The organism is Hominiventricola filiformis, from assembly GCF_020686965.1.
GTDB classification, from domain to species: domain Bacteria; phylum Bacillota; class Clostridia; order Lachnospirales; family Lachnospiraceae; genus Hominiventricola; species Hominiventricola filiformis.
In genome coordinates, this window is sequence record NZ_JAJEPS010000025.1 from 13,982 (window position 1) to 39,436 (window position 25,455).

The 25,455-nt window shown below is 43.8% G+C and carries 29 protein-coding genes and 1 pseudogene; all 30 read left to right on the forward strand.

The window, feature by feature from the left end:
- The first annotated feature begins 1 nt into the window (after nucleotide 1).
- The 30 genes and pseudogenes from hisIE (at nucleotide 2) to LKD36_RS15915 (ending at nucleotide 25,285) form a co-directional block, all read left to right on the forward strand.
- Entirely contained in the window at nucleotides 2–1,246 is a 1,245-nt protein-coding gene (hisIE, locus tag LKD36_RS15770; protein ID WP_308460197.1) for a bifunctional phosphoribosyl-AMP cyclohydrolase/phosphoribosyl-ATP diphosphatase HisIE, read from the forward strand.
- Nucleotides 1,247–1,341: 95 nt separating this feature from the next.
- On the forward strand, nucleotides 1,342–1,590 hold the full coding sequence (locus LKD36_RS15775) for a hypothetical protein (RefSeq protein ID WP_308460198.1): 249 nt from the start codon (nucleotides 1,342–1,344) through the stop codon (nucleotides 1,588–1,590).
- Between the two features lie 115 nt (nucleotides 1,591–1,705).
- The gene (gene miaB, locus LKD36_RS15780; RefSeq protein WP_308460220.1) at nucleotides 1,706–3,127 is read left to right on the forward strand and encodes a tRNA (N6-isopentenyl adenosine(37)-C2)-methylthiotransferase MiaB; all 1,422 of its coding nucleotides are present in this window, start codon (nucleotides 1,706–1,708) and stop codon (nucleotides 3,125–3,127) included.
- Between the two features lie 26 nt (nucleotides 3,128–3,153).
- Nucleotides 3,154–4,017, forward strand: a complete 864-nt coding sequence (locus LKD36_RS15785; RefSeq protein ID WP_118769590.1) for a YitT family protein — start codon at nucleotides 3,154–3,156, stop codon at nucleotides 4,015–4,017.
- Between the two features lie 145 nt (nucleotides 4,018–4,162).
- The gene (locus LKD36_RS15790) at nucleotides 4,163–6,478 is read left to right on the forward strand and encodes an anaerobic ribonucleoside triphosphate reductase (RefSeq protein ID WP_308460199.1); all 2,316 of its coding nucleotides are present in this window, start codon (nucleotides 4,163–4,165) and stop codon (nucleotides 6,476–6,478) included.
- 19 nt (nucleotides 6,479–6,497) lie between these two features.
- A complete protein-coding gene (gene nrdD, locus LKD36_RS15795) occupies nucleotides 6,498–6,656 on the forward strand; it encodes an anaerobic ribonucleoside-triphosphate reductase (RefSeq protein WP_118769592.1) in 159 nt (52 codons plus the stop codon).
- A complete protein-coding gene (gene nrdG, locus LKD36_RS15800; RefSeq protein ID WP_308460200.1) occupies nucleotides 6,634–7,176 on the forward strand; it encodes an anaerobic ribonucleoside-triphosphate reductase activating protein in 543 nt (180 codons plus the stop codon). Before nrdD ends, nrdG begins: the two co-directional genes overlap by 23 nt.
- Nucleotides 7,177–7,331: 155 nt before the next feature.
- Nucleotides 7,332–8,222, forward strand: a complete 891-nt coding sequence (locus tag LKD36_RS15805; RefSeq protein WP_308460201.1) for a carbohydrate ABC transporter permease — start codon at nucleotides 7,332–7,334, stop codon at nucleotides 8,220–8,222.
- A 9-nt stretch (nucleotides 8,223–8,231) separates the two neighbouring features.
- Entirely contained in the window at nucleotides 8,232–9,083 is an 852-nt protein-coding gene (locus LKD36_RS15810) for a carbohydrate ABC transporter permease (protein ID WP_308460202.1), read from the forward strand.
- A gap of 42 nt (nucleotides 9,084–9,125) precedes the next feature.
- Complete coding sequence (locus tag LKD36_RS15815; protein ID WP_308460203.1) at nucleotides 9,126–10,490, forward strand: extracellular solute-binding protein; 1,365 nt, start codon at nucleotides 9,126–9,128, stop codon at nucleotides 10,488–10,490.
- Between the two features lie 2 nt (nucleotides 10,491–10,492).
- Nucleotides 10,493–12,022, forward strand: coding sequence for a CehA/McbA family metallohydrolase (locus LKD36_RS15820; protein WP_308460221.1), 1,530 nt, complete (start codon nucleotides 10,493–10,495; stop codon nucleotides 12,020–12,022).
- Nucleotides 12,000–12,761 carry an HAD family hydrolase gene (locus LKD36_RS15825; protein WP_308460204.1) on the forward strand — a complete coding sequence of 254 codons (762 nt, stop codon included), beginning with the start codon at nucleotides 12,000–12,002 and terminating at the stop codon, nucleotides 12,759–12,761. Before LKD36_RS15820 ends, LKD36_RS15825 begins: the two co-directional genes overlap by 23 nt.
- Nucleotides 12,748–13,866, forward strand: coding sequence for an ABC transporter ATP-binding protein (locus LKD36_RS15830; protein ID WP_308460205.1), 1,119 nt, complete (start codon nucleotides 12,748–12,750; stop codon nucleotides 13,864–13,866). The genes LKD36_RS15825 and LKD36_RS15830 overlap by 14 nt, the downstream gene beginning before the upstream one ends.
- 20 nt (nucleotides 13,867–13,886) lie before the next feature.
- Entirely contained in the window at nucleotides 13,887–14,210 is a 324-nt protein-coding gene (locus LKD36_RS15835) for a DMT family transporter (protein ID WP_308460206.1), read from the forward strand.
- A 174-nt stretch (nucleotides 14,211–14,384) separates the two neighbouring features.
- A complete protein-coding gene (locus LKD36_RS15840; RefSeq protein ID WP_117495959.1) occupies nucleotides 14,385–15,077 on the forward strand; it encodes an iron-sulfur cluster assembly scaffold protein in 693 nt (230 codons plus the stop codon).
- A 19-nt stretch (nucleotides 15,078–15,096) separates the two neighbouring features.
- Nucleotides 15,097–16,107 (forward strand): GGGtGRT protein, encoded by a 1,011-nt coding sequence (locus LKD36_RS15845; RefSeq protein WP_308460207.1) that lies wholly within the window; start codon nucleotides 15,097–15,099, stop codon nucleotides 16,105–16,107.
- Nucleotides 16,108–16,301: 194 nt separating this feature from the next.
- Entirely contained in the window at nucleotides 16,302–16,715 is a 414-nt protein-coding gene (locus tag LKD36_RS15850) for an EamA family transporter (protein WP_308460208.1), read from the forward strand.
- 21 nt (nucleotides 16,716–16,736) lie between these two features.
- A complete protein-coding gene (locus LKD36_RS15855) occupies nucleotides 16,737–17,327 on the forward strand; it encodes a sugar O-acetyltransferase (RefSeq protein ID WP_118769596.1) in 591 nt (196 codons plus the stop codon).
- A gap of 102 nt (nucleotides 17,328–17,429) precedes the next feature.
- The gene (locus tag LKD36_RS15860; protein ID WP_308460209.1) at nucleotides 17,430–17,864 is read left to right on the forward strand and encodes an MBL fold metallo-hydrolase; all 435 of its coding nucleotides are present in this window, start codon (nucleotides 17,430–17,432) and stop codon (nucleotides 17,862–17,864) included.
- A 69-nt stretch (nucleotides 17,865–17,933) separates the two neighbouring features.
- Complete coding sequence (gene gloA2 / locus LKD36_RS15865) at nucleotides 17,934–18,314, forward strand: SMU1112c/YaeR family gloxylase I-like metalloprotein (protein ID WP_308460210.1); 381 nt, start codon at nucleotides 17,934–17,936, stop codon at nucleotides 18,312–18,314.
- 669 nt (nucleotides 18,315–18,983) lie between these two features.
- Nucleotides 18,984–19,310 (forward strand): PadR family transcriptional regulator, encoded by a 327-nt coding sequence (locus LKD36_RS15870; RefSeq protein ID WP_308460211.1) that lies wholly within the window; start codon nucleotides 18,984–18,986, stop codon nucleotides 19,308–19,310.
- The gene (locus LKD36_RS15875; protein ID WP_308460212.1) at nucleotides 19,300–20,700 is read left to right on the forward strand and encodes a DUF2812 domain-containing protein; all 1,401 of its coding nucleotides are present in this window, start codon (nucleotides 19,300–19,302) and stop codon (nucleotides 20,698–20,700) included. Before LKD36_RS15870 ends, LKD36_RS15875 begins: the two co-directional genes overlap by 11 nt.
- A gap of 206 nt (nucleotides 20,701–20,906) precedes the next feature.
- Nucleotides 20,907–21,260, forward strand: a pseudogene (locus LKD36_RS15880) (tyrosine-type recombinase/integrase); the annotation flags it as partial.
- 98 nt (nucleotides 21,261–21,358) lie between these two features.
- Nucleotides 21,359–22,075, forward strand: a complete 717-nt coding sequence (locus LKD36_RS15885; protein ID WP_308460213.1) for an AAA family ATPase — start codon at nucleotides 21,359–21,361, stop codon at nucleotides 22,073–22,075.
- A gap of 27 nt (nucleotides 22,076–22,102) precedes the next feature.
- Nucleotides 22,103–22,525, forward strand: a complete 423-nt coding sequence (locus LKD36_RS15890; RefSeq protein WP_308460214.1) for an N-acetyltransferase — start codon at nucleotides 22,103–22,105, stop codon at nucleotides 22,523–22,525.
- Nucleotides 22,526–22,730: 205 nt separating this feature from the next.
- On the forward strand, nucleotides 22,731–23,021 hold the full coding sequence (locus LKD36_RS15895) for a nucleotidyltransferase family protein (RefSeq protein ID WP_308460215.1): 291 nt from the start codon (nucleotides 22,731–22,733) through the stop codon (nucleotides 23,019–23,021).
- Nucleotides 23,008–23,418 carry an HI0074 family nucleotidyltransferase substrate-binding subunit gene (locus LKD36_RS15900; protein ID WP_308460216.1) on the forward strand — a complete coding sequence of 137 codons (411 nt, stop codon included), beginning with the start codon at nucleotides 23,008–23,010 and terminating at the stop codon, nucleotides 23,416–23,418. Before LKD36_RS15895 ends, LKD36_RS15900 begins: the two co-directional genes overlap by 14 nt.
- A gap of 123 nt (nucleotides 23,419–23,541) precedes the next feature.
- A complete protein-coding gene (locus LKD36_RS15905; protein ID WP_308460217.1) occupies nucleotides 23,542–23,994 on the forward strand; it encodes a VOC family protein in 453 nt (150 codons plus the stop codon).
- Between the two features lie 129 nt (nucleotides 23,995–24,123).
- A complete protein-coding gene (locus tag LKD36_RS15910; RefSeq protein WP_308460218.1) occupies nucleotides 24,124–24,729 on the forward strand; it encodes a YczE/YyaS/YitT family protein in 606 nt (201 codons plus the stop codon).
- Between the two features lie 79 nt (nucleotides 24,730–24,808).
- On the forward strand, nucleotides 24,809–25,285 hold the full coding sequence (locus LKD36_RS15915) for a pyridoxamine 5'-phosphate oxidase family protein (protein WP_308460219.1): 477 nt from the start codon (nucleotides 24,809–24,811) through the stop codon (nucleotides 25,283–25,285).
- The last annotated feature ends 170 nt before the right edge of the window (nucleotides 25,286–25,455 follow it).

The window sequence follows — 25,455 nt, forward strand, 5'->3', positions numbered from 1 at the left end:
TATGAGAAAAAAAAGTCTGATACCGGTAATGCCGGTAAAAAACGGAAAAGTAAATGGCCAGGACGGAGCAGCACTGGCAGAATTTTACAGTGATAACGGAGCAGATGCCATTCTGGTATTTGATCTCTCAGACTCTGATGAAGAACATGATCAGAATATTGGTCTTCTGAAAGAAATTGTCCGCTGTACAGAGATTCCGGTTTATGCCGGAGGTCATATTCGCAGAGTGGAGGACGTAAAAAAGATTCTGTATGCAGGCTGTCAGATGGCAGTCCTGAATTTCGGACGTTCCAGCAATGTGGAGGTGGCAGAGGAAGTGTCCAAACGTTTCGGAAAAGAGAAGATTGCATTCAGTATTTCAGATGAGTCTCAGTACAGTGACAGTCTGGAAGAACTGGGCAGTCTGATTTTCTGGTCCGGATCAGATGAAATCTGCCCGGTGGCAGGAAAACTTCCGGTGATCAGTATCAGTTCTGCATCTACGGATAATGCTGTAATCAATGTACTGTCCAATAAATGGGCGGATGGAATTGCCAGTGCTTATTTTTCATCCGGTGCGGCTGATTTCATGGCACTGAAAGCAAAAGCGGCAGACCGCGGCCTGCAGATGAACACATTGACCAGCAGCTATACATGGGACGATATGCGTCCGAATTCTGACGGACTGGTACCGGTGGTGGTACAGGATTATAAGACTTCTGAAGTGCTGATGGTTGCCTATATGAATGAGGAAGCATTTGAGACAACTCTGAAGACCGGTAAGATGACTTACTGGAGCCGCAGCCGTCAGGAACTGTGGACCAAAGGAATGACAAGCGGTCATCTGCAGTATGTGAAATCCTTGTCCATTGACTGTGACAATGATACGATCCTGGCAAAAGTCAGCCAGATTGGCGCTGCCTGCCATACCGGTAATCATACTTGCTTCTACCGGGAAATGGTGAAAAAAGAATATCATGATGCCAATCCGCTGAAAGTATTTGAACATGTGTATGGTGTGATTCAGGACCGGAAAGAGCATCCGAAAGAAGGTTCCTATACCAACTATCTCTTTGACAAGGGTATTGACAAGATCTTAAAGAAGGTCGGCGAGGAGGCAACGGAGGTTGTCATCGCGGCCAAGAATCCGGATCCGGAAGAGATTAAATACGAACTGTCGGATTTCCTTTATCATGCCATGGTGCTGATGGTGGAAAAAGGAGTGACCTGGGAAGATATTACCAGAGAGTTGGCCAACAGAGAATAAACAGAACGCCAACGGAACCGCCTTTTATTGCAAAGGGCGGTTCTTTTTGCATGTTTCTGAAAATTGTCTCATAAGATAGTCCGGGGTGATGATCGATGGAAACATACAGAGAGCAGCTGTTAAAAGAGCGCGGTGAAATCAGGAAAGCAGAGGAACCCTCCAGGTTTTTGTCTATCTTTAAAATTCGTTTTTTCATCTGTCTTATTTTGTTCGGGGTGTTTTCCTATCTCTGGACAACCGGGCAAAGCGTCGGCCAGATATCGGCAGAGGATATCCTGGAACTGGTGACAGAGGATCAATTTTCAGAGGAACTGCATGCCCAGATGCAAAAGCTCGGACTTTAGGTGTGGACTTCACGGGTGGGTTCGTGTACAATATACGAAGACTAGAAAGAGGAATGAAAGGAACGAAAACGTGAATACTACTATAGATGCAGAAATCAAAGCGAAAATTGATGCGATGGACACATCCTCGCTGCCGCCGGTGCAGGAGCCGGAGCGGCAATATTATTTTTTAAAAAAAGCAAAAGAACTGGTACAGGCAAAGTCTGAGGAGCTTGGACGGCCTCTGACTGCCTGCACTACGACCTTCGGGTGTCAGATGAATGCCAGAGATTCTGAAAAACTGGCAGGTATTTTACGGGAAGTTGGTTATGTGGAGACAGAGAATGAAGAAGCAGATTTTGTCATCTACAATACCTGTACAGTTCGTGAAAATGCCAACCTGCGTGTGTATGGACGTCTGGGGGTACTGCATGGCTACAAGAAAAAGAATCCCCACATGAAGATTGCCCTCTGTGGCTGTATGATGCAGGAAGCAACGGTAGTGGACAAGCTCCAGAAGAGTTACCGGTTCGTGGATCTGATCTTTGGAACCCATAATATCTTCAAATTTGCAGAACTTTTAGTGTCCACACTGGAGTCCGACAGAATGATCATTGACATCTGGAAGGACACGAACCAGATCGTGGAAGATCTTCCTATTGAGCGTAAATATGCGTTCAAGTCCGGCGTTAATATTATGTTTGGCTGCAATAATTTCTGCAGCTACTGTATTGTACCCTATGTGCGCGGCCGGGAGCGAAGCCGGGAACCGCAGGATATTATCCGTGAGATCGAGGGCCTTGTAAAAGACGGCGTGGTGGAAGTCATGCTGTTGGGGCAGAATGTCAATTCTTATGGAAAGAATCTGGAGCAGCCGGTGACCTTTGCAGAACTGCTGGAGGAGATTGAGAAGATCGAAGGACTGGAGCGTATCCGCTTCATGACCTCTCATCCGAAGGATCTTTCTGATGATCTGATCCGCGTGATGGCAAAGTCTAAAAAGATCTGTAAACATTTTCATTTGCCGCTGCAGTCCGGAAGTTCCCGGATCTTAAAGATCATGAACCGCCGGTATACCAAGGAACAGTACCTGGAGCTGGCACGAAAACTGCGGGAACAGGTGCCGGATATTGCACTGACCACGGATATTATTGTAGGATTCCCGGGTGAGACGGAAGAGGATTTTCAGGAGACGCTGGATGTGGTACGCAAAGTACGCTACGACAGCGCATTCACGTTTATTTACAGTAAGAGAACCGGTACACCGGCGGCTGTCATGGAAGATCAGGTGCCAGAAGAGGTAGTAAAAGACCGATTTGACCGTCTGCTGAAAGAAGTACAGGAAATCTCCAAAGAGATGGCAGAGCGCTTTACCGGTCGTGAGGAACTGGTGCTGGTAGAAGAAGTGAACGGACAGATGGAAGGTTATGTGACCGGACGTTTAAGTAATAATCACGTCGTTCATTTTCAAGGGGATGCCAGTCTGGTTGGACAGATAGTGAAAGTCCGTCTGGATGAGTGCCGCGGATTTTACTACATGGGAAGCCGCATCGAATGAAAAAATAATAACTACGGGGGTATGAAATGAAGGGGAAAAGCTGGCGAATACTGAAAGATCTGGTGATGATCTTTGTGGCATCGCTGATATATGGAGCAGGAATCAGTCTGTTCCTGGATCCGAACAATTTAGCACCGGGAGGAGTCAGTGGAGTCGCAGTTATTCTGAACCGACTGAGCGGAATTGATACCGGTACCCTGTATCTGCTGGTTAATATTCCAATTATTCTTGTCGGAATCTGGAAATTTGGCCTTAGATTTATGGGAAAAACCATGTACGCAGTTATACTGACCTCGTGGGCGACAAATATACTGACACCCTATGGACCAATGACGACAGATCCTCTTCTGGCAGCATTGACAGGAAGCGTACTTCTGGCACTTGGCATAGGGATGGTTTTTAAAGCGGGTGCCACCACAGGAGGTGTGGATATTATTGTCAAGCTGCTCAGAAAAAGATATCGTCATCTGAAGACAGGATTTTTGTTTGAGTGTACGGATCTTTTGATTGTTGCCTGTTCAGGTCTGGTTTTCCGGAATATTAATACCATTCTCTATGCGCTGATTGCTGTTCTGGTGAGCGGTGCGGCACTGGATTATGTGTTGTATGGCGGTGATGAAGCCAAGATGATTTATATCATTACAGAAAAGCCAGAAGAGATTGGCCGGCGGATCATGAAAGAACTGGACGTGGGGATTACGTATTTGAGAGGATCCGGTGGCTGGACAGGAAACGAAAAGCAGGTGATTCTCTGCGTGGTACGAAGAGTGCAGGGACCACAGGTAGAAGAACTGGTGAAAACGGAAGATCCAGCGGCATTTATGATTGTTACCAGTGCCAGTGAGATTTACGGCGAGGGATATAAAGATTTTTTTGCAGAAAAATTATAGCCAGATTGCCCGGATTTCCGGGCAATTTTTGTGAGACAACGGATAGTTCATACAAAATGTCCTTGCACATAACGCAGTTTGGTGATACTGTATTTTGTACAGGGATTAAAAATAAAATACCAGATATAGTTTTGGAGGGAGTAACATGAAGGAAAATGCCATCGCATGTCCGGAGACCATAAAAAAGAGAAACGGAACTCCGGTACCTTTCGATGTGAACAAAATCCGCAGCGCGATTCATAAGGCAAACGAAGCTGCCCAGATTGAGGCAATCGCGCCGGTCCAGTTTGAAAAACTGGTAGATGAAGTGGTGGAATCCATTCCGGCAGGACAAGTACCGGACGTAGAACAGGTGCAGGATCTTGTGGAAGAGAAACTGATTGCCAATGGATTTGCCAAGACTGCGAAGGCATATATCCTTTATCGGGCAGAGCACACCAAAGTTCGCAAGACAGAGGTGGATCTGGTGAATATATACAGGGAGCTTACATTCACCAGTGCCGCAGATGCGGATATCAAGCGTGAGAATGCGAATATTGATGCAGATACCTCCATGGGTACCATGCTGAAATATGGCTCTGAGGGAGCCAATTATTTTGTGGATAACTATATTCTGCCAAAAGACATTGCAGCAGCACATATCAATGGTGACATTCATATTCATGACAAAGATTTCTACATGTTGACGGAAACCTGCTGCCAGATTGACCTGGTGAAGCTGTTTCATGATGGATTCTCCACTGGACACGGATTTATCCGTCAACCGAAGTCCATTGCCAGCTACGCTGCTCTGGCCTGCATTGCTATTCAGGCAAACCAGAATGAGATGCATGGCGGACAGTCCGTACCGAACTTCGACTATGCCATGGCAGAAGGTGTGGCCTGCACTTTCCGGAAAGAATATTATGATGCAGTACAGCGTTACTTCTGGCTGGAATATGACTGCGAGAATGTGCTGGGCGAGGCATTCCGGTCTGCACTGAAAGATGCGATGCCGGACCGCATTAACATGAGCAATATTGATGATCATGAAGAATTACTGGTACAGTGGCTTCTGGAGACCGGAGAGCAGTGGCTTGGAAAAACGCCGGCAGAAGAAGAAATCCGCAGATGTCATAAGACATCCATCCGTATTGCCATGAAAGAGACGGATCAGGCAACTTATCAGGCAATGGAATCTCTGATCCACAACTTAAATACCATGAATTCCAGAGCAGGCGCCCAGGTGCCGTTCAGTTCCATTAACTACGGAACCTGTACTTCTCCGGAAGCAAGAATGGCCATGAAGAATCTTTTGAAGGTGACCGATATCGGACTTGGAAATGGTGAGACCGCCATTTTCCCGGTACAGATTTTCAAAGTAAAAGAAGGAATCAACTATAATCCGGGTGATCCGAATTATGATCTGTTCCGTCTGGCAATTAAAGTATCCGCAAAGCGACTGTTCCCGAACTTCAGCTTTATCGATGCACCGTTTAATCTGCCTTACTACAAAGAGGGCGATTACAATACAGAGATTGCCTACATGGGATGCCGTACCAGAGTTATGGGAAATCATTATGATCCCACTAAGGAAGTGACCTGCGGAAGAGGAAACTTAAGTTTTACATCCATTAATCTGCCGCGGCTGGGAATCCTCGCGAAAGGCAATATGGACAAGTTCTACAAGCTGCTGGATAAGCGTCTGGCCCTCTGTTGCAGGCAGCTGCTGCACCGCTTCGGTATCCAGAGTAAGAAGACCGTAAAGAATTATCCGTTCCTTATGGGACAGGGCATCTGGATCGATTCCGATAAGCTGAATATCAATGATGAAGTTGGAGAAGTATTAAAACATGGTACTTTGAGTGTCGGATTTATCGGACTGGCAGAGACACTGGTAGCTCTTACCGGAAAACATCATGGTGAGAGTGAGGAGAGTAGAAAGCTGGGTCTTGAGATCATCGGCCACATGAGAAAATACATGGATGATGAATCCGAGAAGACCGGACTGAACTTTACATTGCTGGCTACTCCGGCAGAAGGACTTTCCGGACGGTTCGTACGCATTGACCAGAAGCGTTTCGGCAAGATTCCGGGGGTGACGGACAGAGAGTATTATACTAACTCTTTCCATGTACCGGTTTACTATCCGATAGGCGCATTCCAGAAGATTAAGATTGAAGCTCCGTATCATGCACTGACCAATGCTGGTCATATCAGCTATGTGGAGCTGGATGGTGATACCGCCAAGAATCCGGAGGCATTTGAAGCTATTATCCGCTGCATGAAAGAAAGCGGCATCGGTTACGGTTCTGTCAACCATCCGGTTGACCGTGATCCGGTCTGCGGATTTACAGGAGTGATTGACGATGTGTGCCCGAGATGCGGACGTCATGAAGGCGAGGCAGTATCTATTGAACGATTGAATGAACTTCGGAAAAAATATCCGGATATCCCGGTATATTTTGATCCGAATCACTAATAAAAAGGAGATGTTTGTTATGGCAGGAAGAGTATTACCTGAAAACGGAATGGTTGGGGGAGACGTAAAGTTTGACAGAATCCGTCGGATTACCGGATATCTGGTAGGCACGACCGATCGTTTCAACAATGCGAAGAGAGCGGAGGAAAGGGATCGTGTTAAACACAGCCTGTCCTAAGTTACGTATTGCCGGGACTGTTCAGGATTCTATCGTGGATGGCCCCGGCATCCGATTTGTCATCTTCACCCAGGGATGTCCCCATCACTGCCCCGGATGTCATAATCCCCAGACACACGACTTTGCAGGGGGATATGAGGTGAACTCAGAAGAGCTGATTCAGAAGATGGAGGAAAATCCCCTTTTGTCGGGAGTAACCTTTTCCGGAGGGGAACCCTTCTGCCAGGCAGAGGCGCTGGTTCCCATTGCAGAGGCAGTGAAAGCCGCCGGAAAACATCTGATGGTTTATACCGGATACTTATATGAGCAGCTGCTCGCTATGAAAGATCCATTTGTACAGCGGCTTTTGAAACTGGCCGACGTGCTGGTGGATGGTCCTTTCATTCTTGCGGAGCGGAATCTGACCTTACAGTACCGTGGAAGTGAAAATCAAAGGGTCATTGACCTGAAAAAAACAAAAGAAGCCGGAGAGATTGTTCTCTACCGGAGCGAATATGAAGAACTGGAAGACTGCTGGTAACATGGCAGTCTTCTTTTTTTCTTTCCGTCCTTTCTCTTTTTACATTTCTTTACATTTTACAGATTTACTTTACATAGTTTTGCGACCTTTTTTACGTGAAGCAGATAGTATATTTTACATCCACAGACTAGAATTGTCCAAGGAAGGAGAGAGATATGCAGACATTAGTAAATCGAAAAAACCTGAAACATGCGGCAGTCGTTCTGCTGTTCGTACTTCCCGCATTCATCCCATTATTTATTTTCTGGCTTTATCCGATCGGCCGTTCTATCTGGCTTAGTTTTACAGACTGGGATTTTATGACACCAGAATATCATTTTGTGTGGTTTAAGAACTATCAGGCCCTGCTCAAAGACAGTCGTTTTTATGCGGCTCTCTGGAACACCATCATTTTCACGGCAGGTACATTGATTCCGACCATTGCAGGTGGACTGGGACTGGCACTTCTGCTTCGGAAAAATTTTAAAGGAAGCGGATTTTTCAAATTTGTCCTGTTTTCCCCATGGATCACACCGACCGTTGCCATTTCCATTGTATGGACCTGGATTTTCAGGGAGGATGGAGGTCTTGCCAATGCAGTTCTTGGTATCTTTGGACTTCCTGCACTGAAATGGATCAGCAGTTCCCAGACAGCTATGCTGTCGGTCATCATCGTAACAGTCTGGAAGAGTCTTGGATATGCTATGATTTTTTATCTGTCCGCGCTGGAAAAAGTACCAGTAGAATATTATGAAGCAAGCAGCCTGGACGGAGCAAAGCCATTGCGGCAGTTTTTGGATATGACACTCCCAAGCATTTCACCGACGACTTTTTTCCTGATGATTATTACCATGGTCAATTCCCTGCAGGCTTATGATCAGATTCAGATTCTGACCCAGGGCGGACCAAGCGGAAGTACCCGGACACTGCTGTATATGTATTATCAGCTGGGATTTGAAGAATTCAAGATGGGACAGGCAACCTCTGTTGCAGTCATCATGATAGTGATTACCGTTCTTCTTTCCCTGATACAGTTTGTGGCATCCAAACGATGGGTACATTACTAGGAGGAGCATATGAAAAAGAAAACAATCTCTCCCGTAGATTTAGCAGGGAGGACAGCCAAATTTACAGTGCTCATACTGGTCAGCCTTTTTACGGCATTCCCGTTTTTATGGATGATTTTAAGTGCACTGAAAACAAAAACGGAGATTATGGATGTATCGGCCTTTTTTCCATCCACTCCTCAATGGAGCAATTTTATTTCCGTTGTCTTTCAGTCCCCGCTGTCCTCCTACATCTGGAACAGCTTGCTGGTTTCCGTGATTGTGGTGGCACTTCAGATCTTCACCGGAGCCCTTCTGGCTTATGCCATGGTATTTCTGGAGTTTAAGGGACGAAACCTTTTATTTCTGATTGTAATGGGAACTTATATGCTGCCGGTAGCAGCAACCTATATTCCTAGTTACATTATTTTGTCAAAATGGAATCTTCTGAATACATTGACCGGCCTGGTGATCTCCAGTACAGTCAGTATCTTTGGAATTTTCCTGCTGCGTCAGGCATTTATGCAGGTGCCAAAGGGACTGATTGAGGCGGCCAGAATTGACCGGGCCAGTCATTTCCGGATTCTCTGGGAAATTGTATGTCCCATGACAAAATCATCTTTTATTACATTTGGTTTGATGAGCTTTATTTCAACATATAACAACTACATGTGGCCATCCCTGATTACTAATGACAATACCAAATATCTGGTATCCCAGGGACTTCGAAGTTTCTTTATCGAAGGAGGTGCCTACGGAACGGAGTGGGCACTGGTAATGGCGGGAAGTGCACTGATTGTGGTGCCGCTTCTGATTTTGTTTGCATTTACACAGAAATGGTTCATCAACGGTATCGGTGGAGACACCGGAATGAAAGGCTGATGCGAAACGCACAGCAGACTATCCTGAGGAGGAAATGAAAAAATGAAGAAAAAAATGGTATGTATGATGCTGGTATCTGCAATGTTGGCAGCAGCAATGACAGGATGCGGAAATGCATCCGAAGCTACTGGAGAAGCAGAGACTGCGAATACAACAGGCGACACCGCAGTGGCAGACAACAGCCAGGATACGGCATCTGGCACACCGGTAGAGGTAGAATTCTGGTATTCCGGCGGAAAGACAGCAGTTGGTGTGATTCAGGAGATTGTAGACAGCTTCAATGAGTCCCAGAGCCAGTATCATGTATCTACTGTAACCCAGGCAGATTATGATGAGACCTATCAGAAGCTGCAGGCAGGTATTGCCGGAAATGCAGCTCCGGATCTGGTGCTTCTGAATGTGGAGGCGGCAAGAAATCTGGACAGCAAGAGTCTGCTGGCAAATCTTCAGTCCATGATCGATGCAGACAGTGAGTTCCAGAAAGATAACTATTTATCTGTGTTTTATGATCAGGGTGTAGATGATGCAAATGTAGTATTCGGTCTTCCGGCCTATGGAACTACACAGGTGATGTACTATAACAAAGCCGCTTTTGAAGAGGCAGGCATCCATGCAGATGATATCAAGACCTGGGCAGATCTGGCAGATGCCGCACAGAAGATCAAAGCAACCGGCAATTACGAGTATGGCTGGGAGCCAATGTGGGGTGCAGATAACATGATCGATGCTGCATTCAGCAATGGTGCAAAGATTTTCAGTGATGACGGTACGCAGGTAACCATTAATACTCCGGAGTGGGTAGATGTATGGGAGTCTTTCCGTACCTGGATCCATGATGATAAAACTATGGCTATTCATTCCGGCGGACAGGGCTGGGAGTACTGGTATGCAACCATCGATGATGTCATTGCAGGAAAAGCAGGCGGATACACCGGTTCTTCAGGAGATCAGGCAGACCTTGATTTCAGTATTGTGGCAGCAATAGAACAGCCGGCATGGAGCAGTGAAACTTCCTCCGCACCGATGGCTGAGACCAAGACTTTAAGTGTTCTGGAAGGTTCTTCCGATGAAGAAAAACAGGGTGCCTTTGAATTTATCAAATACTTCACAAACGCTGATAATCAGGCAAAATGGACCATGTCTACCGGTTATGTAGCAGTTAACCAGCAGATCAATGACAATGCAGATTATCAGGCTTATGTAGAAGAGAATCCGCAGGCAGCAGTACCTTTTGCACAGGCTGCTCATGGAACAGTATATCCCTACGATCCGACGAACGGAGCTATCAAGGATGCCCTGAAAGTAGCAGCTGATAAAGTGGAGATTGATGGAATTGATGCCAAGACTGCACTTGATGAGGCCCAGGCAACCGCTCAGGCAGCCCTTGATGAGGCACTTGGTAAATAGTGATGAAGAAAACACTTACCTTTCATATAGAGGAAAAGGCAGAGACGTTACAGGAGGGGACCTTCAAGGTCCCTTCCGGCTGTCTGACTCTCACTTTTGTTCATGATCTGGATGAAGCATTCGCATTTCTCGTATTTTTGCTGATCCGTGATCCGCAGGGAAATCTCCGGCTGCAGAAGCAGCTGGCCCATGGGGAACCTGTGATTTCCCTGGGTCAGAATGGCATGGATACGACGATTGGCGGTGTTCCGGGTCCTATTCCTGGAGGAGAATGGACGGTACAGGTCTGTCTTTTTGCGGAACATCTGGATCGGATTATGAATGGAAAAAAAGTATGCTTTTCGGTCACTGTCTCAGATGAAAAAGCAAAGATTACGGAACAGATCGGTCCGCATGTCTGGACCAGGGGTTCTTTTGCTTATGAAAAATATGAATATGACCGATTATATAAGAAAGCATGCCGCTGGTATAAAGGAGATTTTCATACCCATACCCGTCTTTCCGATGGCAAAGAAACTACATGGAATGCTACCCGAAAAGCAGAAAAGGATGAACTGGATTATTATGTACCAACGGAGCATAACGTAGTGCATACGGGCTGGCAGGACACAGATGTGATGATTTTGCCTGGGGTAGAGATGACCACAATACTCGGTCATGCCAACCTCTTTGGACTGACTGGCCGGCCGGAAGGATTAAGCGGTATTCTTAGTGATAAAGAGTCGGAAAAGCTGGAGATGGATATCGAAGCTATGATCCAGGAGTGCAGGGAAAAGGGCTGGCTTTTCAGTGTGAACCATCCGTTCCTCTATATCTGGAAGTGGCTTTATGGTGACCTGAAACTGGCAGATATGAACTGCCTTGAGATTATAAATGATCCGACTTATGCGGCAGACGAAAAAGCCCATGCGGAGGAAGCCAATCAGAAAGCGGTATATTTGTCTGATCTTTTGTGGGCAGATGGATACCGGATCTGTGCAGTAGGTGGAAGTGATTCCCATAATCTTCTGGAAGAGCGATATGGAGATGCCATGGAACCATCGGTACCGGGAGATCCTGCAACCTATGTTTACATGGATGGGATGTCACCGGAACATCTGCTGAATGCATTGAAAGCATGCCATGTCTATGTGACGAGGCACTGTTCTGTAGAAAATGTTCTGGAAGCAGATGGACGGCCTGTCCTGTTTGGAGATCAACTGCCCTACCGTACAGGAGAGATTCGGTATGAGTTCCGGTTCCTGGGACTTTCTGAAGAACCGGATGTATTTTTTATAGAGAATGGAGAACGGCATTCATGCAGCTCTGTCATGAAAAAGGACGGCATTTACAGGGTGAAAGGAACGATCAAACTGAGCCGCTGCGATTATACCTGGATACGGTTTGGTGCAGAGACAAAAGACGGTCAGTTTTTATTTTATGCAAATCCGGTAACGACCGGATGCAAAACAGAACATAAGTTCATAACATTTGAAGAGGTGAAAACCTGTCTGGAAGGATGCTGGAAAGATGATCAAAGGAATTCTTTTTGATAAGGATGGAACACTGATTGATTTTTATAAAGTATGGGGAACTGCCGCCGGACCGGTCATGGACCGGCTTTTGGCAGGCTGCCATATGGGAGAACGTGAATTCCTAAAAAAAGAACTGTTAGAAAGACTGGGTATTCATGATTCGGAGATCGACCCGGAAGGAGCATTCGCGTGGATGACATATCGGGAGATTACGGACGTGATCTGGAATTTTCTGAAAGAGGAACATCCGGAACTGCTGCCGAAAAAGCAGGAGTTACTGGGAAAAGTACAGAATGAATTTTACACAGAAGTAGTGGAAAAAAGAAGGGATTATCCGGTGTTTACAGAAGTGAAGGAACTATTCCGGAAGCTGACAGAAGAATATGGTGTGAAGGTAGGGCTGGCGACAACAGATACCTATGCCTCTGCCAGAGCATGTATGGACTGCCTGGATGCGTCCGGATATGTGACTTTCTGGGGAACGGATGATGGGACCCTTCCGGTAAAGCCGGATGGAAAACTGGTGGAACTGGCTGCAGAAAGCTGGAATATAAAACCGGAAGAACTCCTGATGGTGGGGGACACCCCCAATGATATGAGATTTGCACATAACGGACATGCATTTGCAATTGGCGTTTTAAGCGGTACCGGAAAGATACATCATATGGAATGCGTGGCTGATGATCTGATAGAGTCTGTTGCAGAACTTCCTGCATGGCTGGAAGAAAAAAGAGGAGAAAAAAATGGCAGAAATTGAATTAAAACATGTATGTAAAACCTATGAAAACGGATTTGAGGCCGTGAAGGATTTTAATCTGAAGATTGCAGATAAAGAATTTATCATTTTCGTAGGACCATCAGGGTGCGGAAAATCTACGACGCTTCGTATGATTGCAGGTCTTGAGGATATTTCCGGAGGAGAACTCTATATCGATGGGGTGAAAATGAATGATGTCAGTGCCAGTGACAGGGATATTGCCATGGTATTTCAGAATTATGCACTTTATCCCCATATGTCGGTGCGGAAAAATATTGCCTACAGCTTAAAAATCCGGGGTGAGAAAAAAGATGTCATCGAGCAGAAGGTGCAGGAGGCTGCAGAAATTCTGGGGCTGAAAGAAGTGCTGGACCGGAAGCCAGGACAGTTATCAGGAGGACAGAAACAGCGTGTGGCCATGGGAAGAGCCATTGTCCGAAATCCGAAAGTCTTTCTGATGGATGAGCCGCTGTCCAACCTGGATGCTAAATTAAGAGGACAGATGCGTGTGGAAATTGCAAGTCTCCATCATCGTCTGGAGAGTACTTTTATTTATGTGACTCATGATCAGACAGAAGCCATGACACTTGGAACCAGGATTGTGGTTATGAAAGACGGTGTTGTACAACAGGTAGATACGCCGCAAAATCTCTTTCGTTATCCGGCAAACCAGTTTGTGGCCGGATTTATCGGAACACCGCCCATGAATTTTATGGAGGGTGTATTTGATTATAAGAACCAGCAGCTTGCTGTCCGGACTAATGACGGAATTGCGATTCCCCTGACAGAAGAGAAAGTAAAACATGCGCTGGAGCGGGCGGACGTGGCCGGAAAAGCAGTGGTAGCGGGAATCCGTCCGGAGCATCTGCGTCTTCTGAAAGACGGAGAGGAAGAGACGGCTTTTATTTCAGGTGAGGTGGATGTCTACGAAATGCTTGGTTCCGAGGCAATTGTCTATGTCAAACAGCCGGGAAATGAAAACCGGATTATTGCAAAAGTGGATGCGGATACACATCTGAAGCCGGGTGATCGTATTCGTCTGGCATTTGACCTTGAAAAAGTTCATGTGTTTGACAAACTGACCGGGCAGACGATTACAAACTAGTTATCATGAGGAGGAGCTTAATGCCTTATTTATTGCTCGCAATTGCCATCGGGTCAGAGATTGTAGCCACAACATTTCTGAAATATTCAGAAGGATTCAGCCGTCTCATACCAACATTGATTTGTGCTGTATTCTATCTGATTTGTCATGTGACATTTGGAAAAACGGTTATGAAACTGAATCTTGGAATGGCATATGCAATCTGGTGCGGTGTGGGTATTGTAGTAACCACACTGATTTCAGCAGTTGTTTTCAGAGAAAAAGTCAGCACTTTAGGGATTTTTGGAATTGTATGCATTATGATTGGGTGCGTGATTTTAAATATGAATGGAACCGGTCGATGACTGGTTCTTTTTTGCTGAAAGGAATGAGCAGGTTGAAATCGTCAATTTCGATTAAAATTTCACAAAATCTTACAAAATGATCTGGACGAAATGAAAAATTTGTGAGAAAATAAATCTATATGAGGTCTCCTGTCCAAAGACCTGATATGATTATTTGAAAGGAGTTTCAAACAAATGATTTATTCACGTGAAGTAGAAGAAATGTGTCCGGTAGCTCAGGGTGTACATCATGGTGCTGCTCCGATTCCGGAGGAAGCAAAATGGGTACAGGCTAAGGAAGTAAAAGATATTTCCGGTTTTACCCATGGTGTGGGCTGGTGTGCTCCGCAGCAGGGTGCTTGTAAACTTTCCCTGAACGTAAAAGAAGGTATCATCCAGGAGGCTCTTGTTGAGACGATCGGATGTTCCGGTATGACCCATTCTGCAGCTATGGCAGCAGAGATTCTTCCGGGTCTGACCGTTATGGAAGCACTTAACACTGACCTTGTATGCGATGCTATTAACACCGCTATGAGAGAGCTGTTCCTTCAGATCGTTTACGGACGTTCCCAGTCCGCATTCTCTGAGGATGGACTTCCGGTTGGTGCTGGCCTTGAGGACCTTGGAAAAGGCCTTCGTTCCCAGGTTGGTACTATGTACGGTACTCTGAAAAAAGGACCTCGTTATCTGGAGATGGCAGAGGGCTATGTAACCGGTATTGCACTGGATGCAGACGATCAGATCATTGGATACCAGTTCGTATCTCTTGGAAAAATGACTGACTTTATCAAAAAAGGCGACGATCCGAACACTGCATGGGAGAAAGCAAAAGGTCAGTATGGCCGTGTTGCAGATGCAGTCAAGATCATTGACCCGCGTAAAGAGTAATTCTGGGAGGTAAACGAAAATGGCATTATTTGAATCATATGAGAGACGTATTGATAAAATCAACGCTGTTCTGAACAGCTACGGCATTGCTTCTATCGAAGAAGCTGAGAAGATCACCAAAGACGCTGGTCTTAATGTATACGATCAGATCAAAGGCATTCAGCCGATCTGTTTCGAGAATGCTTGCTGGGCTTACACTGTAGGTGCAGCTATTGCAATCAAAAAAGGATGCCGCAAAGCAGCAGATGCAGCAGCAGCAATCGGTGAGGGACTTCAGGCTTTCTGTATTCCGGGATCCGTTGCAGACACCCGTAAGGTAGGTCTGGGACATGGTAATCTTGGAAAGATGCTCCTTGAGGAGGAGACCGAGTGCTTCGCATTCCTGGCTGGACACGAGTCCTTCGCAGCAGCTGAGGGTGCAATCGGTATCGCTGAGAAAGCAAACAAAGTTCGTCAGAAACCGCTTCGTGTTATCCTGAACGGTCTTGGAAAAGACGCAGCACAGATCATTTCCCGTATCAACGGATTTACTTTCGTTGAGACTGAGTATGATCCGTACACCAACGAGGTAAAAGAGGTTTCCCGTAAATCTTACTCCGAGGGACTTCGTGCAAAAGTTAACTGCTACGGCGCTAACAGCGTTCCGGAAGGTGTTGCAATCATGTGGAAAGAGAACGTAGACGTTTCCATTACCGGTAACTCTACCAACCCGACCCGTTTCCAGCATCCGGTAGCAGGTACATATAAGAAAGAAAGACTGGAAGCAGGAAAGAAATACTTCTCCGTTGCATCCGGCGGTGGTACCGGACGTACTCTGCATCCGGACAATATGGCAGCAGGACCGGCTTCCTACGGAATGACCGATACTCTTGGCCGTATGCACTCTGATGCACAGTTTGCAGGTTCTTCTTCCGTTCCGGCTCACGTAGAGATGATGGGTCTGATCGGCGCAGGTAACAACCCGATGGTTGGTATGACTGTTGCAGTTGCAGTTTCTGTTGAGGAAGCAGCACAGGCTGGTAAATTCTAAAAAATATTTTTTAACTAAGAAGGGGAGCCATTATGGCTCCCTTTTCTGTCTTCTTATGGGGTGATACTATGAAACGAAAATTGATTCTGATAGCAGCTGCAATTTTGATTGTCTTATTGGCAATTGCTGTTATTTCTATTCTGGCACAGACACCGATGCCAATAGGCTGAAGGAAATACGGGAGGTGAGTCATTATGTGGTTTATTTTTGCTTTGCTGTCTGCTGTGTTTGCGGCACTTACATCAATCCTGGCAAAGATTGGTATTGATGGTGTGAATTCAAACCTTGCAACCGCAATTCGGACCATTGTAGTTCTTGTTATGGCGTGGGGAATGGTTTTTCTTACGAAAGCTCAAAATACAATAACAGAAATCAGTATCAAAAGCTGGCTATTCCTGATCCTTTCGGGTCTGGCAACGGGTGCATCATGGTTATGCTATTATTACGCGCTGCAGATTGGAGACGTATCGAAAGTTGTACCGATTGATAAACTTAGTGTCATCATTACACTGCTGCTCGCATTTGTCTGCCTGCATGAGCAATTTACAGTAAGATCGGTCATAGGATGCATCCTGATTGGAGCAGGAACATTGCTGATGGCAGTATAAAAACAGGAGGTAAACCGAATTATGACAGAAAGAGAAAAGGCTCAAAAAGGGTATTTGTATGATGCAAATTATGATCCGGAAATTATAGAAGAAGAAACGCGATGCGCTGATCTGTGTTATGAATTCAATCAGTGTAGACCATCCGATACAAAAAAACAGAAAGAATTGTTGACGAAAATTCTCGGAAGTATGAAGGAAAATCCGGTTATTACCGCACCGTTTTATTGTGATTATGGGTTCAATATTTCGATTGGGAAAAATTTTTATACCAACCATAATGTAACGATACTGGATGGAGCGAAGGTTACGTTTGGAGATAATGTATTCATTGCTCCTAACTGTGTATTTTCTACAGCCGGGCATGCAATAGACAGTGAGCAAAGAAGCCGGGGGCTGGAAATTGCATTGCCGATTACTGTGGGGGATAATGTATGGATTGGAACTAATGTATCCGTATTGCCCGGCGTGACAATAGGAAATAATACAATTATTGGTGCCGGAAGTGTCGTCAATAAGAACATTCCGGAAGGTGTAATTGCGGCAGGCAATCCCTGTAAAGTGATTCGTAAAATAACAGAAGAAGATAAGAAAAAGTATCCTGTGTGGGAATGATTGTTAAACCGTGGAACAAAACAGAAAATCAGTGAGTGGGTAAAATCTTTATAAACAATAGAGATTTGGAGGGACACAGATTTGACAAAGGAGTATGATTGTATGAAGAAGAAAAACATAATTGCGATATGTGCTGTATTAGTTATTTTAGGCATGGCAATAGTCCTTGTATTGACTGAAAATAGAGGAAATGTATCAAATGTCAATCGTGTTGTTGGTTACTCCGCCCTCTATGGTGAAAATTCAATCAATGAAGCATTTGATGTCATAGAGAAAAAATTTGCAAAAGACTTTGAAGGTTGTACACTTACTGAACTTCGCTATGACAAGGATGTTGAAAACAGATTTGCAGAAGAAATTGAGAAGTATCGAAAAGAAAATAATCAAGAACTTATTGTGGTATTATCAACCTTTGATACGGACAAAAAAGGTGGAGATGGTGGGTTCAATCCTAATGATACATACACCAACTGGCAATGGCATTTAGTGAAAACGGCAGATAAAAAGAGTTGGAAAATAATCAATTGGGGTTATTAATCAATTTCCAGGTTGATGAGGAGGTAGTACATGGAAAAGAAAACAAAGTAGGAGAGAGGTAAATACACCATGAATTTGAAAAAAGTTCATCATATTGCCATTATTGGGAGCAACTATGAGCAATCAAAGCACTTTTATGTGGATCTGTTAGGTTTTTCTATTATTCGAGAAAATTACAGACCGGAACGTGATGATTACAAAATTGATCTTCAACTCGATGATATGGAATTAGAACTTTTTATCATCAAAAATTGTCCGAAGCGCCCCAGTTATCCAGAGGCTTATGGTCTCCGGCATCTTGCTTTTGCTGTAGACTCGGTCGATAATACCGTAAGAGAATTGAATAAAAGGGGCATCATAACTGAGCCGATTAGACTTGATATTTACACAGGCAAAAGAATGACATTCTTTTATGACCCTGACAATCTACCCTTGGAAATTCACGAATAAAGTATTGCAGTTAAAAGATGTGCCTTGTTTTCGAGCTGTGCATGACGAGCGCGTCGAGAGATCCTATCTCCATCATTGAACAGATGATGCCGCTTTGATAGGACGGAAAACTTGATGGGCAGAGCATGGCCCTTGCCTTTATACATCACAGGAAGGAGGACAACCCATTTTGTTCTCCACTGTACCGCAGAGTTGGACGAGGAGCTGTTTGAGTGGGTCAGTCAGGCGTATCAGTTTACACAGATCAAATGAGGGCAGAAAGAGCGACGTAGGTGCGCTCTTTAGCAATACGATTCAGTGTGGTATACTGAGAGGAACCACTCGGAATTTGCACAATTCTTGAATTCAACACAAACTGCCATCAGTGTTGTTCCGTTGCTCGTTCTTTGCTGGTATCATAGGACCATCAAATGAAGGAGGCAACAAGCCATGAATACAGATAAAATCTATGCAGAATAACTCGCAAACGAATATGCACCCAAGGACACCACCAAGGTGGTCGCTCTTCGCAAGCTGGATACAAAAAATTGGACAAGACTTTCGACTTGTCCAACTTTTACATTTGTAAATTTGATGTAACGACTTCGGATGCCATATTGACATTCTCGATATTCGAGTATATACTATGAGCATGAAACTCGATTATCGAGAATACAGGGAGGTGAGATCGTGGCAAGAGCAAAATTTCAAACATTGACGGAGCAAATGTTTTACACTCTGCTTTGTCTGAAAGACGAATGTTATGGCATGGATATTCTCGACAAAGTTCCAGCCATGACCAATCAGCGTGTCAGCGTTGGCTCTGGCACACTCTATACTCTGTTAGAGCAGTTTTTGGATGCCAAGATGATTCGGGAAACCAAAGTGGAAGGTCGCAGACGCAGTTATATCCTTACAGACAAAGGAAAAGATATGTTGGATAAAGAGTGCGCTCGCCTGACTGCACAATTAGCCGATTACCATTTGATCTTTGGGAGGGAAGAAGATGAAAAATAGAAAGCGTCGAGTAGAACTGTTGTCTTTTTATGACCACGTTGGCATTAGCCGTCACCTTGAAAAAATGGCTGCGAAAGGTTGGATGCTTGAAAAGATTACAAACTTGGGCTGGGTTTATCGCCGGATTGAGCCGAAGCAACTTCACTTCACAGTTTCCTACTATTCCAAAGCATCTGAATTTGACCCTGAGCCAACGGAGGATCAGAAAACATTTTATGATTTCTGCGCTCATACGGGCTGGCAGCTTGCTTGCTCCTCAGCTCAGTTGCAGATTTTTTATAATGAGCGGGAGAATCCCACGCCTATCGAGACGGATGCTAAGTTGGAGGTACAGGCTATCCATGCTTCCGCAAAGAAAAGTTTCATACCGGCATATCTTGCCTTGCTCGTGATTGCACTATTGAATGGTGGACTGTTCGTATCTGGTATCATGGGTGACCCAATCAAAGCATTGTCCAGTCCATCCCGTCTGTTTTCCGGCTTCGCGTTTCTCGTACTTGCGATAATCTGCCTTGTGGAATTGATCTGCTATTTCGGCTGGTTTCACAAAGCAAAAGCTGCTGCGGAATATGGCGAGTTTTTGAAAACACCTCATACTGCAACATTTCAAAAAATTATCATGGCAGTTATCCTGCTTGGGGCATTGTACTGGATCATCAGCTACATTATACTCGGTAGCCCTTTTGAACGCTGGGTTGCGGTTCTGATGTGTATTTATATGCCAGCCTTGTTTGCCATCGTCAATGCGGTAAAGCAATTCTTGAAGCAGAAAAAAGCTGCAAGAGGTGTAAATCGGACTGTCACAATGCTGAGTAGTTTTGTCCTTGCGTTTGCAATGATGGCTCTCATAACGTTTGGCACTCTCTATGCGTCCAGTCACGGAGTTTTCAGGGAAAAGAATGAGGAAACGTATAAGCACGGTGGAATTACATGGGTAATCCATCATGATAATATCCCATTGACTGTGGAGGACTTGCTCGGCGCGGACAACTATGAGTACATCAAAGAGCGAACAGGCAGTATGTCATTTATGCTGGGACAATTCACTATGTCTCAATATCCTCGTTTTGATGAAGAAAACTATGCCGACATTCCACAACTGGAATACACGCTTACCGAAGTTCGTATCCCGGCACTTTACAATCTATGCAAAAACCGATTGATTTACGAGCAGGAAGAACTCTACCCACTTGATAAGCATGAGTATAAAGCGGAGGACGGAAAGGCATGGGGTGCGAATGAAGCCTATCGACTCTACGACCTTGAATATGGTGTGGAAAACAAATACTTGCTTTGCTACGATAATCTGCTTGTCGAAATTGATTTTGACTGGGAACCTACCGCAGCACAAAAAGCTGTTGTCAGTGAAAAATTAGGAAGTCTGAAATAAGGGAATGTCATAAACACAGCGGCAATCGTCGGTAGCTTTTGCTATTGACGATTGCCGCCCGCTTCTGTTATATTGGATTTGTTAGGTAAATGGATGCCCCCCTTTCACACCTGATTGTATTTTCATAGTTTGGTCATTCCATTCTGCCACAAATGAGCTGACCATCGTTGTAATAGCGAGGACTTGAAAGTCCTCGCTATTAGCATACATCGTCCGATGAAGCTTTAGAGCTTATGAGGGATAACTGCTCAGAGCTTCGAGACTTAGCGATTATTGATATGCTGGCTTCAACAGGTATGCGTGTTGGCGAAATGGTACTGCTTAACCGAAGCGATATTGATTTCAATGAGAGAGAATGTATCGTGTTCGGTAAAGGCAGTAAGGAACGAGTAGTCTATTTTGACGCTCGCACAAAGATACATTTGCAGAACTATTTGGAGAGCAGGACGGATGACAATCCGGCGTTGTTTGTGTCGTTGAAATCACCACACGAAAGGTTGAAAATCGGTAGCGTTGAAGTTCGTCTTAGAGAATTTGGAAAGCAATTAGGAATTAACAAGTATGGTATAAAGTGGAGGGTAGGGGCAATCTCACCCTGTATCCCGTAAATATTCGAGTTGAAAAAGAAACAAAGTGTTTTTTTGAGGAAGGTGATTAGGTGAATGATCAATTCATACAAGGAGTCATATTCGATTGGAATAGAATTGATAACGATAGTTATATAAAGAGAATTGAGGCTTTTAAGGGGATTGAAAAACTTGATTTCAATAAATCAATCACCTTTTTTGTCGGAGAAAATGGCAGTGGTAAATCAACTTTATTGGAGGCACTTGCCGTAGCACATGGTTTTAATCCTGAGGGAGGAACAAAGAATTATGCTTTTTCTACGCATGATACCCATTCAGAGTTGTGTGATGCGATAAGAATTTCTAAAGGCTATCGGAGGGAAAAGTATGGATATTTTCTCAGGGCCGAAAGTTTTTATAATGTTGCAACCCAGGAAGAAGAATATGCAGATATTACACATCCTTCCGCTAAATATCATGAAAAATCACATGGAGAGAGTTTTCTCGCATTGGCACAGAATTATCTGTATCCAAATGGTTTGTATCTTTTTGACGAGCCGGAAGCTGCGTTGTCACCGCAGAGACAGCTTACATTATTGATACAAATATATAAGTGTGCAAAAGAGGGAGCACAGTTTATTATAGTTACGCATTCGCCGATTTTGCTGGGAATACCTGATGCAGATATCTATTGTTTTGATAATGGACGCATACATCTGTGCGAATACGAGGATACAGAGAGTTACCAGATAACAGAAATGTTTATAAACAACAGGCAGATGCTGTTGGATAGATTACTAACAGATTAGGTAATAAAGAAATGGAGAATAATCGTTTTGATTAGAAAGCTGCAGAATGTAGATATAAATAAGGTTGTGGACATATGGTTAAAGACGAATCTGGAAGCACATGATTTTATTCCTGGACAATACTGGACCAGTAATTATGAAGCCGTGAAGAAAATGCTGCCACAGGCAGAAGTTTATGTGTATGAAGATAATAAAATAATTCAAGGCTTTGTAGGCGTACGAGATGAATATATAGAAGGTATTTTTGTTTCAGATAAAATGAAGTCTCATGGTATAGGCAAAGCTTTGCTGGATTATATCAAGGATAAAAAAGCCAGATTACAGCTAAACGTGTATCAGAAAAATGTCAGGGCAATGTCTTTTTACCAAAGAGAAGGGTTCACGATTCAGTCTGAAGGGCTGGATGAATTTACTGGAGAAAAAGAATATGTAATGGAGTGGAATAGTTGAAATGAAGATTTGTAAGGCAGAGATGCTTTTTGATAAAACTCTTTCCAGAAAATTGCATGAATACAAAGATGTCTGCCGTTTAATGAAAACTGCATTTCCCCAGAATGAGTAGATACCGATGTGGTTGTCTTGTTAATCAGGCAAAATTATGCTAAGCTAAAATAAATATTGGAACTTATTTTATATAAAGGGGTCAATACTGAATATGAAATATCATTTACCGGATCGAATAGTAAGGGAACTGTGTTCTTTTGCACAAAAGTATGCTGTCACGAAAATCGTACTGTTTGGCTCCCGCGCACGGGGTACGAACACAGAAAGAAGCGATGTCGATATCGCAATATACGGTGGAGATTTTGATAGCTTTTATTGGGATGTAAAGGAAAATATACATTCGCTCCTGATGTTCGATGTGGTACAGGCGGATGCATCAATTTCCGATGAATTAAAAAAAGAAATAGAGAAGGATGGCGTGGTGCTTTATGAAAAAGCTTGATAACTTCATAAACTGTCTGGCGGTGCTAGCAAATGCTGATTTTAAGATAGCGGAAACAAATGATATATATCGAACAGGAATTATTGGACAATTTAATCTTACTTTCGAACTTGCATGGAAAGCCTTACAGGAAATCATGAGAATGCATGGTATAGAAGAAACTTCGACCGGATCGCCGCGTGAAATTCTACAACTTGCTTATAAAATAGGATTTATCAGTGATTCGGAAGTATGGTTGCTTATGCTAAAAAAGAGAAATACTTCTGTCCATATATACAATGAAGATGAAGTGGACGAAATGATTCTGTTGATACGCGATAGTTTTATTCCTGCTTTTACCGCTCTTAAAGATACGTTAGTGAAGAAGCTGGATGAAGCGGAAAGTAGCTGGATATAAGAGGCTATCACATTTAAATGATCTCAATGATATAAGTGGATGTACGGAAATGAGAATATACATCCACTTATTTTTGTTTTATAGTTGTTGCAGGAAAATCGGAATTTCTTGGGAGGAATATATATGGTTGGAAGAATTTATCACGTTGGATTAACAGTTTCTGATTTGGATCGCTCGATTGCTTTCTACAGAGACATCCTTGGACTTGAATTTCAAGGAGAAATTTTTATGGAAGGCGAAGAAACAGATAGAATGTTTCGTAGAGCAAATTGCAAAGCAAGAGTTGCTTATTTGAATGGCTCCAAGGCTATTGAGGCACCGCCAGTTGAACTGATTCAGTTTGTAGACAATAAAGTAAATCAAATTCAATCAGATTTGTTTACGACATCTATCTCAGAAGTATGTTTCTGCACGGATGACATAGATTCTGCCTACAAAATCCTGATTGAAAATCATGTGGAGTGCTTGTCTGAACCACAGTATTTCGATTTCAGGGCTGATGGATTCGGGGAAAGCAGAGCGTTTTATTTCAGAGACCCGGATGGCATCATCCTTGAAATGATGCAACCGTTATAAAAGGGCAATAAACAAAATCGGAATTTGTGGAGGAGAGTAATTTGCTGGTATTAAATAAATTAGAGCGGTTGCTAACGGTATGCTTTAAACCCAAAGAAAATTATACGAGGAGTGAATTATTAAAAGTCAATGAAAAATGACAATAAAAAAACACTAAAGAAATTGGCAATCCTTGTAATAGGTTCTATAATTGCGGCTTATGGAATTACACTTGCACTGTATGCTGGATTTGGCGGAGCTACGCTTGCGGTGCTGTGGCAGGGGATTGCAAGAACATTTCACATAAGCATTGGCACAGCATCTTTTGTTGTAGCATTGGGAATGATTTTGTTTGCGCTCATATACGATAAAAGTCAGATTCATATAGGAACTGTGTTGTACCAGATTGTATACAGTACCTGTGTAGATTTGTTTGCTAACTGCCATATTTACAGTACCTATAAGTGGATCAATTTTTTAATTATGTTGTTAGGAGTGGTTTTGTTTGCTGTCGGAACAGGACTATATGCGTCGGCATCCCTTGGTAGAGGCTCCTATGAGGCAGTCACTTTTGCTTTAGCAGAAAAAAATCACTGGCAGATTAAATTTGTCCGAATGGCATTGGATATTTTGGTTGTTGTTACAGGTGTTTTGTTTGGCGGAAAGTTTGGTGTATGCACGCTTATTACAGTTATCATTTCAGGCCCAATTATCCAATTTGTTAATGCGAAAGCAAAACAAGTTTTAAAGATATGATAGTAAAGAAACTTACAACTTCCAGTTTTTGAAACTGAGAAATCGGAAGTTGTATCAGCATAAGAAGGAGAATAATATCATGTTCAGAACAATTCGTAAAAAGAAAAATGAAATCAGCACCGACGCGGTAAAGACTCTTTTGCAGTCCAGCCGACGTGGCGTTCTTGCCGTAAATGGAGATGACGGATATCCCTATGCAATTCCTATCAACTATGTCTACGATGACGATGCACAGAAAATTTATTTTCATGGAGCACGTGCAGGCCATAAAGTAGATGCACTGCATGCCTGTGACAAAGTATGTTTCACGGTATATGGAAATGAAACCATCAAAGAAGAAGATTGGGCACCGTTTGTGCAGAGCGTTGTGGTATTCGGCAGATGTCACCTCGTAGAATCTGGTGCAAGAGCAACAACTCTGTTAAAACGATTTGCAATGAAATACTATCCCAGCGAACAGTTAGTTGATGAGGAAATTGCCCACGCAGGAAAGGCTGTGCAAATTTTTGAAATAGAAGTGGAGAACCTCAGCGGCAAGGAAATACAGGAACGATAAATTCCAGTTTTTGAAAGTGAGAAATCGGAATTTCAGGAGGTGTTTTTATGCCACAAATGAATAAGGGAGGAAAATTTATTTTCGGGAAATCATTCATTCGGACGGATGGAACATTGCGGATTCCACCGCAGGCAATGGAAGAATATCACATTGCAGATGAAGGAAAAGTA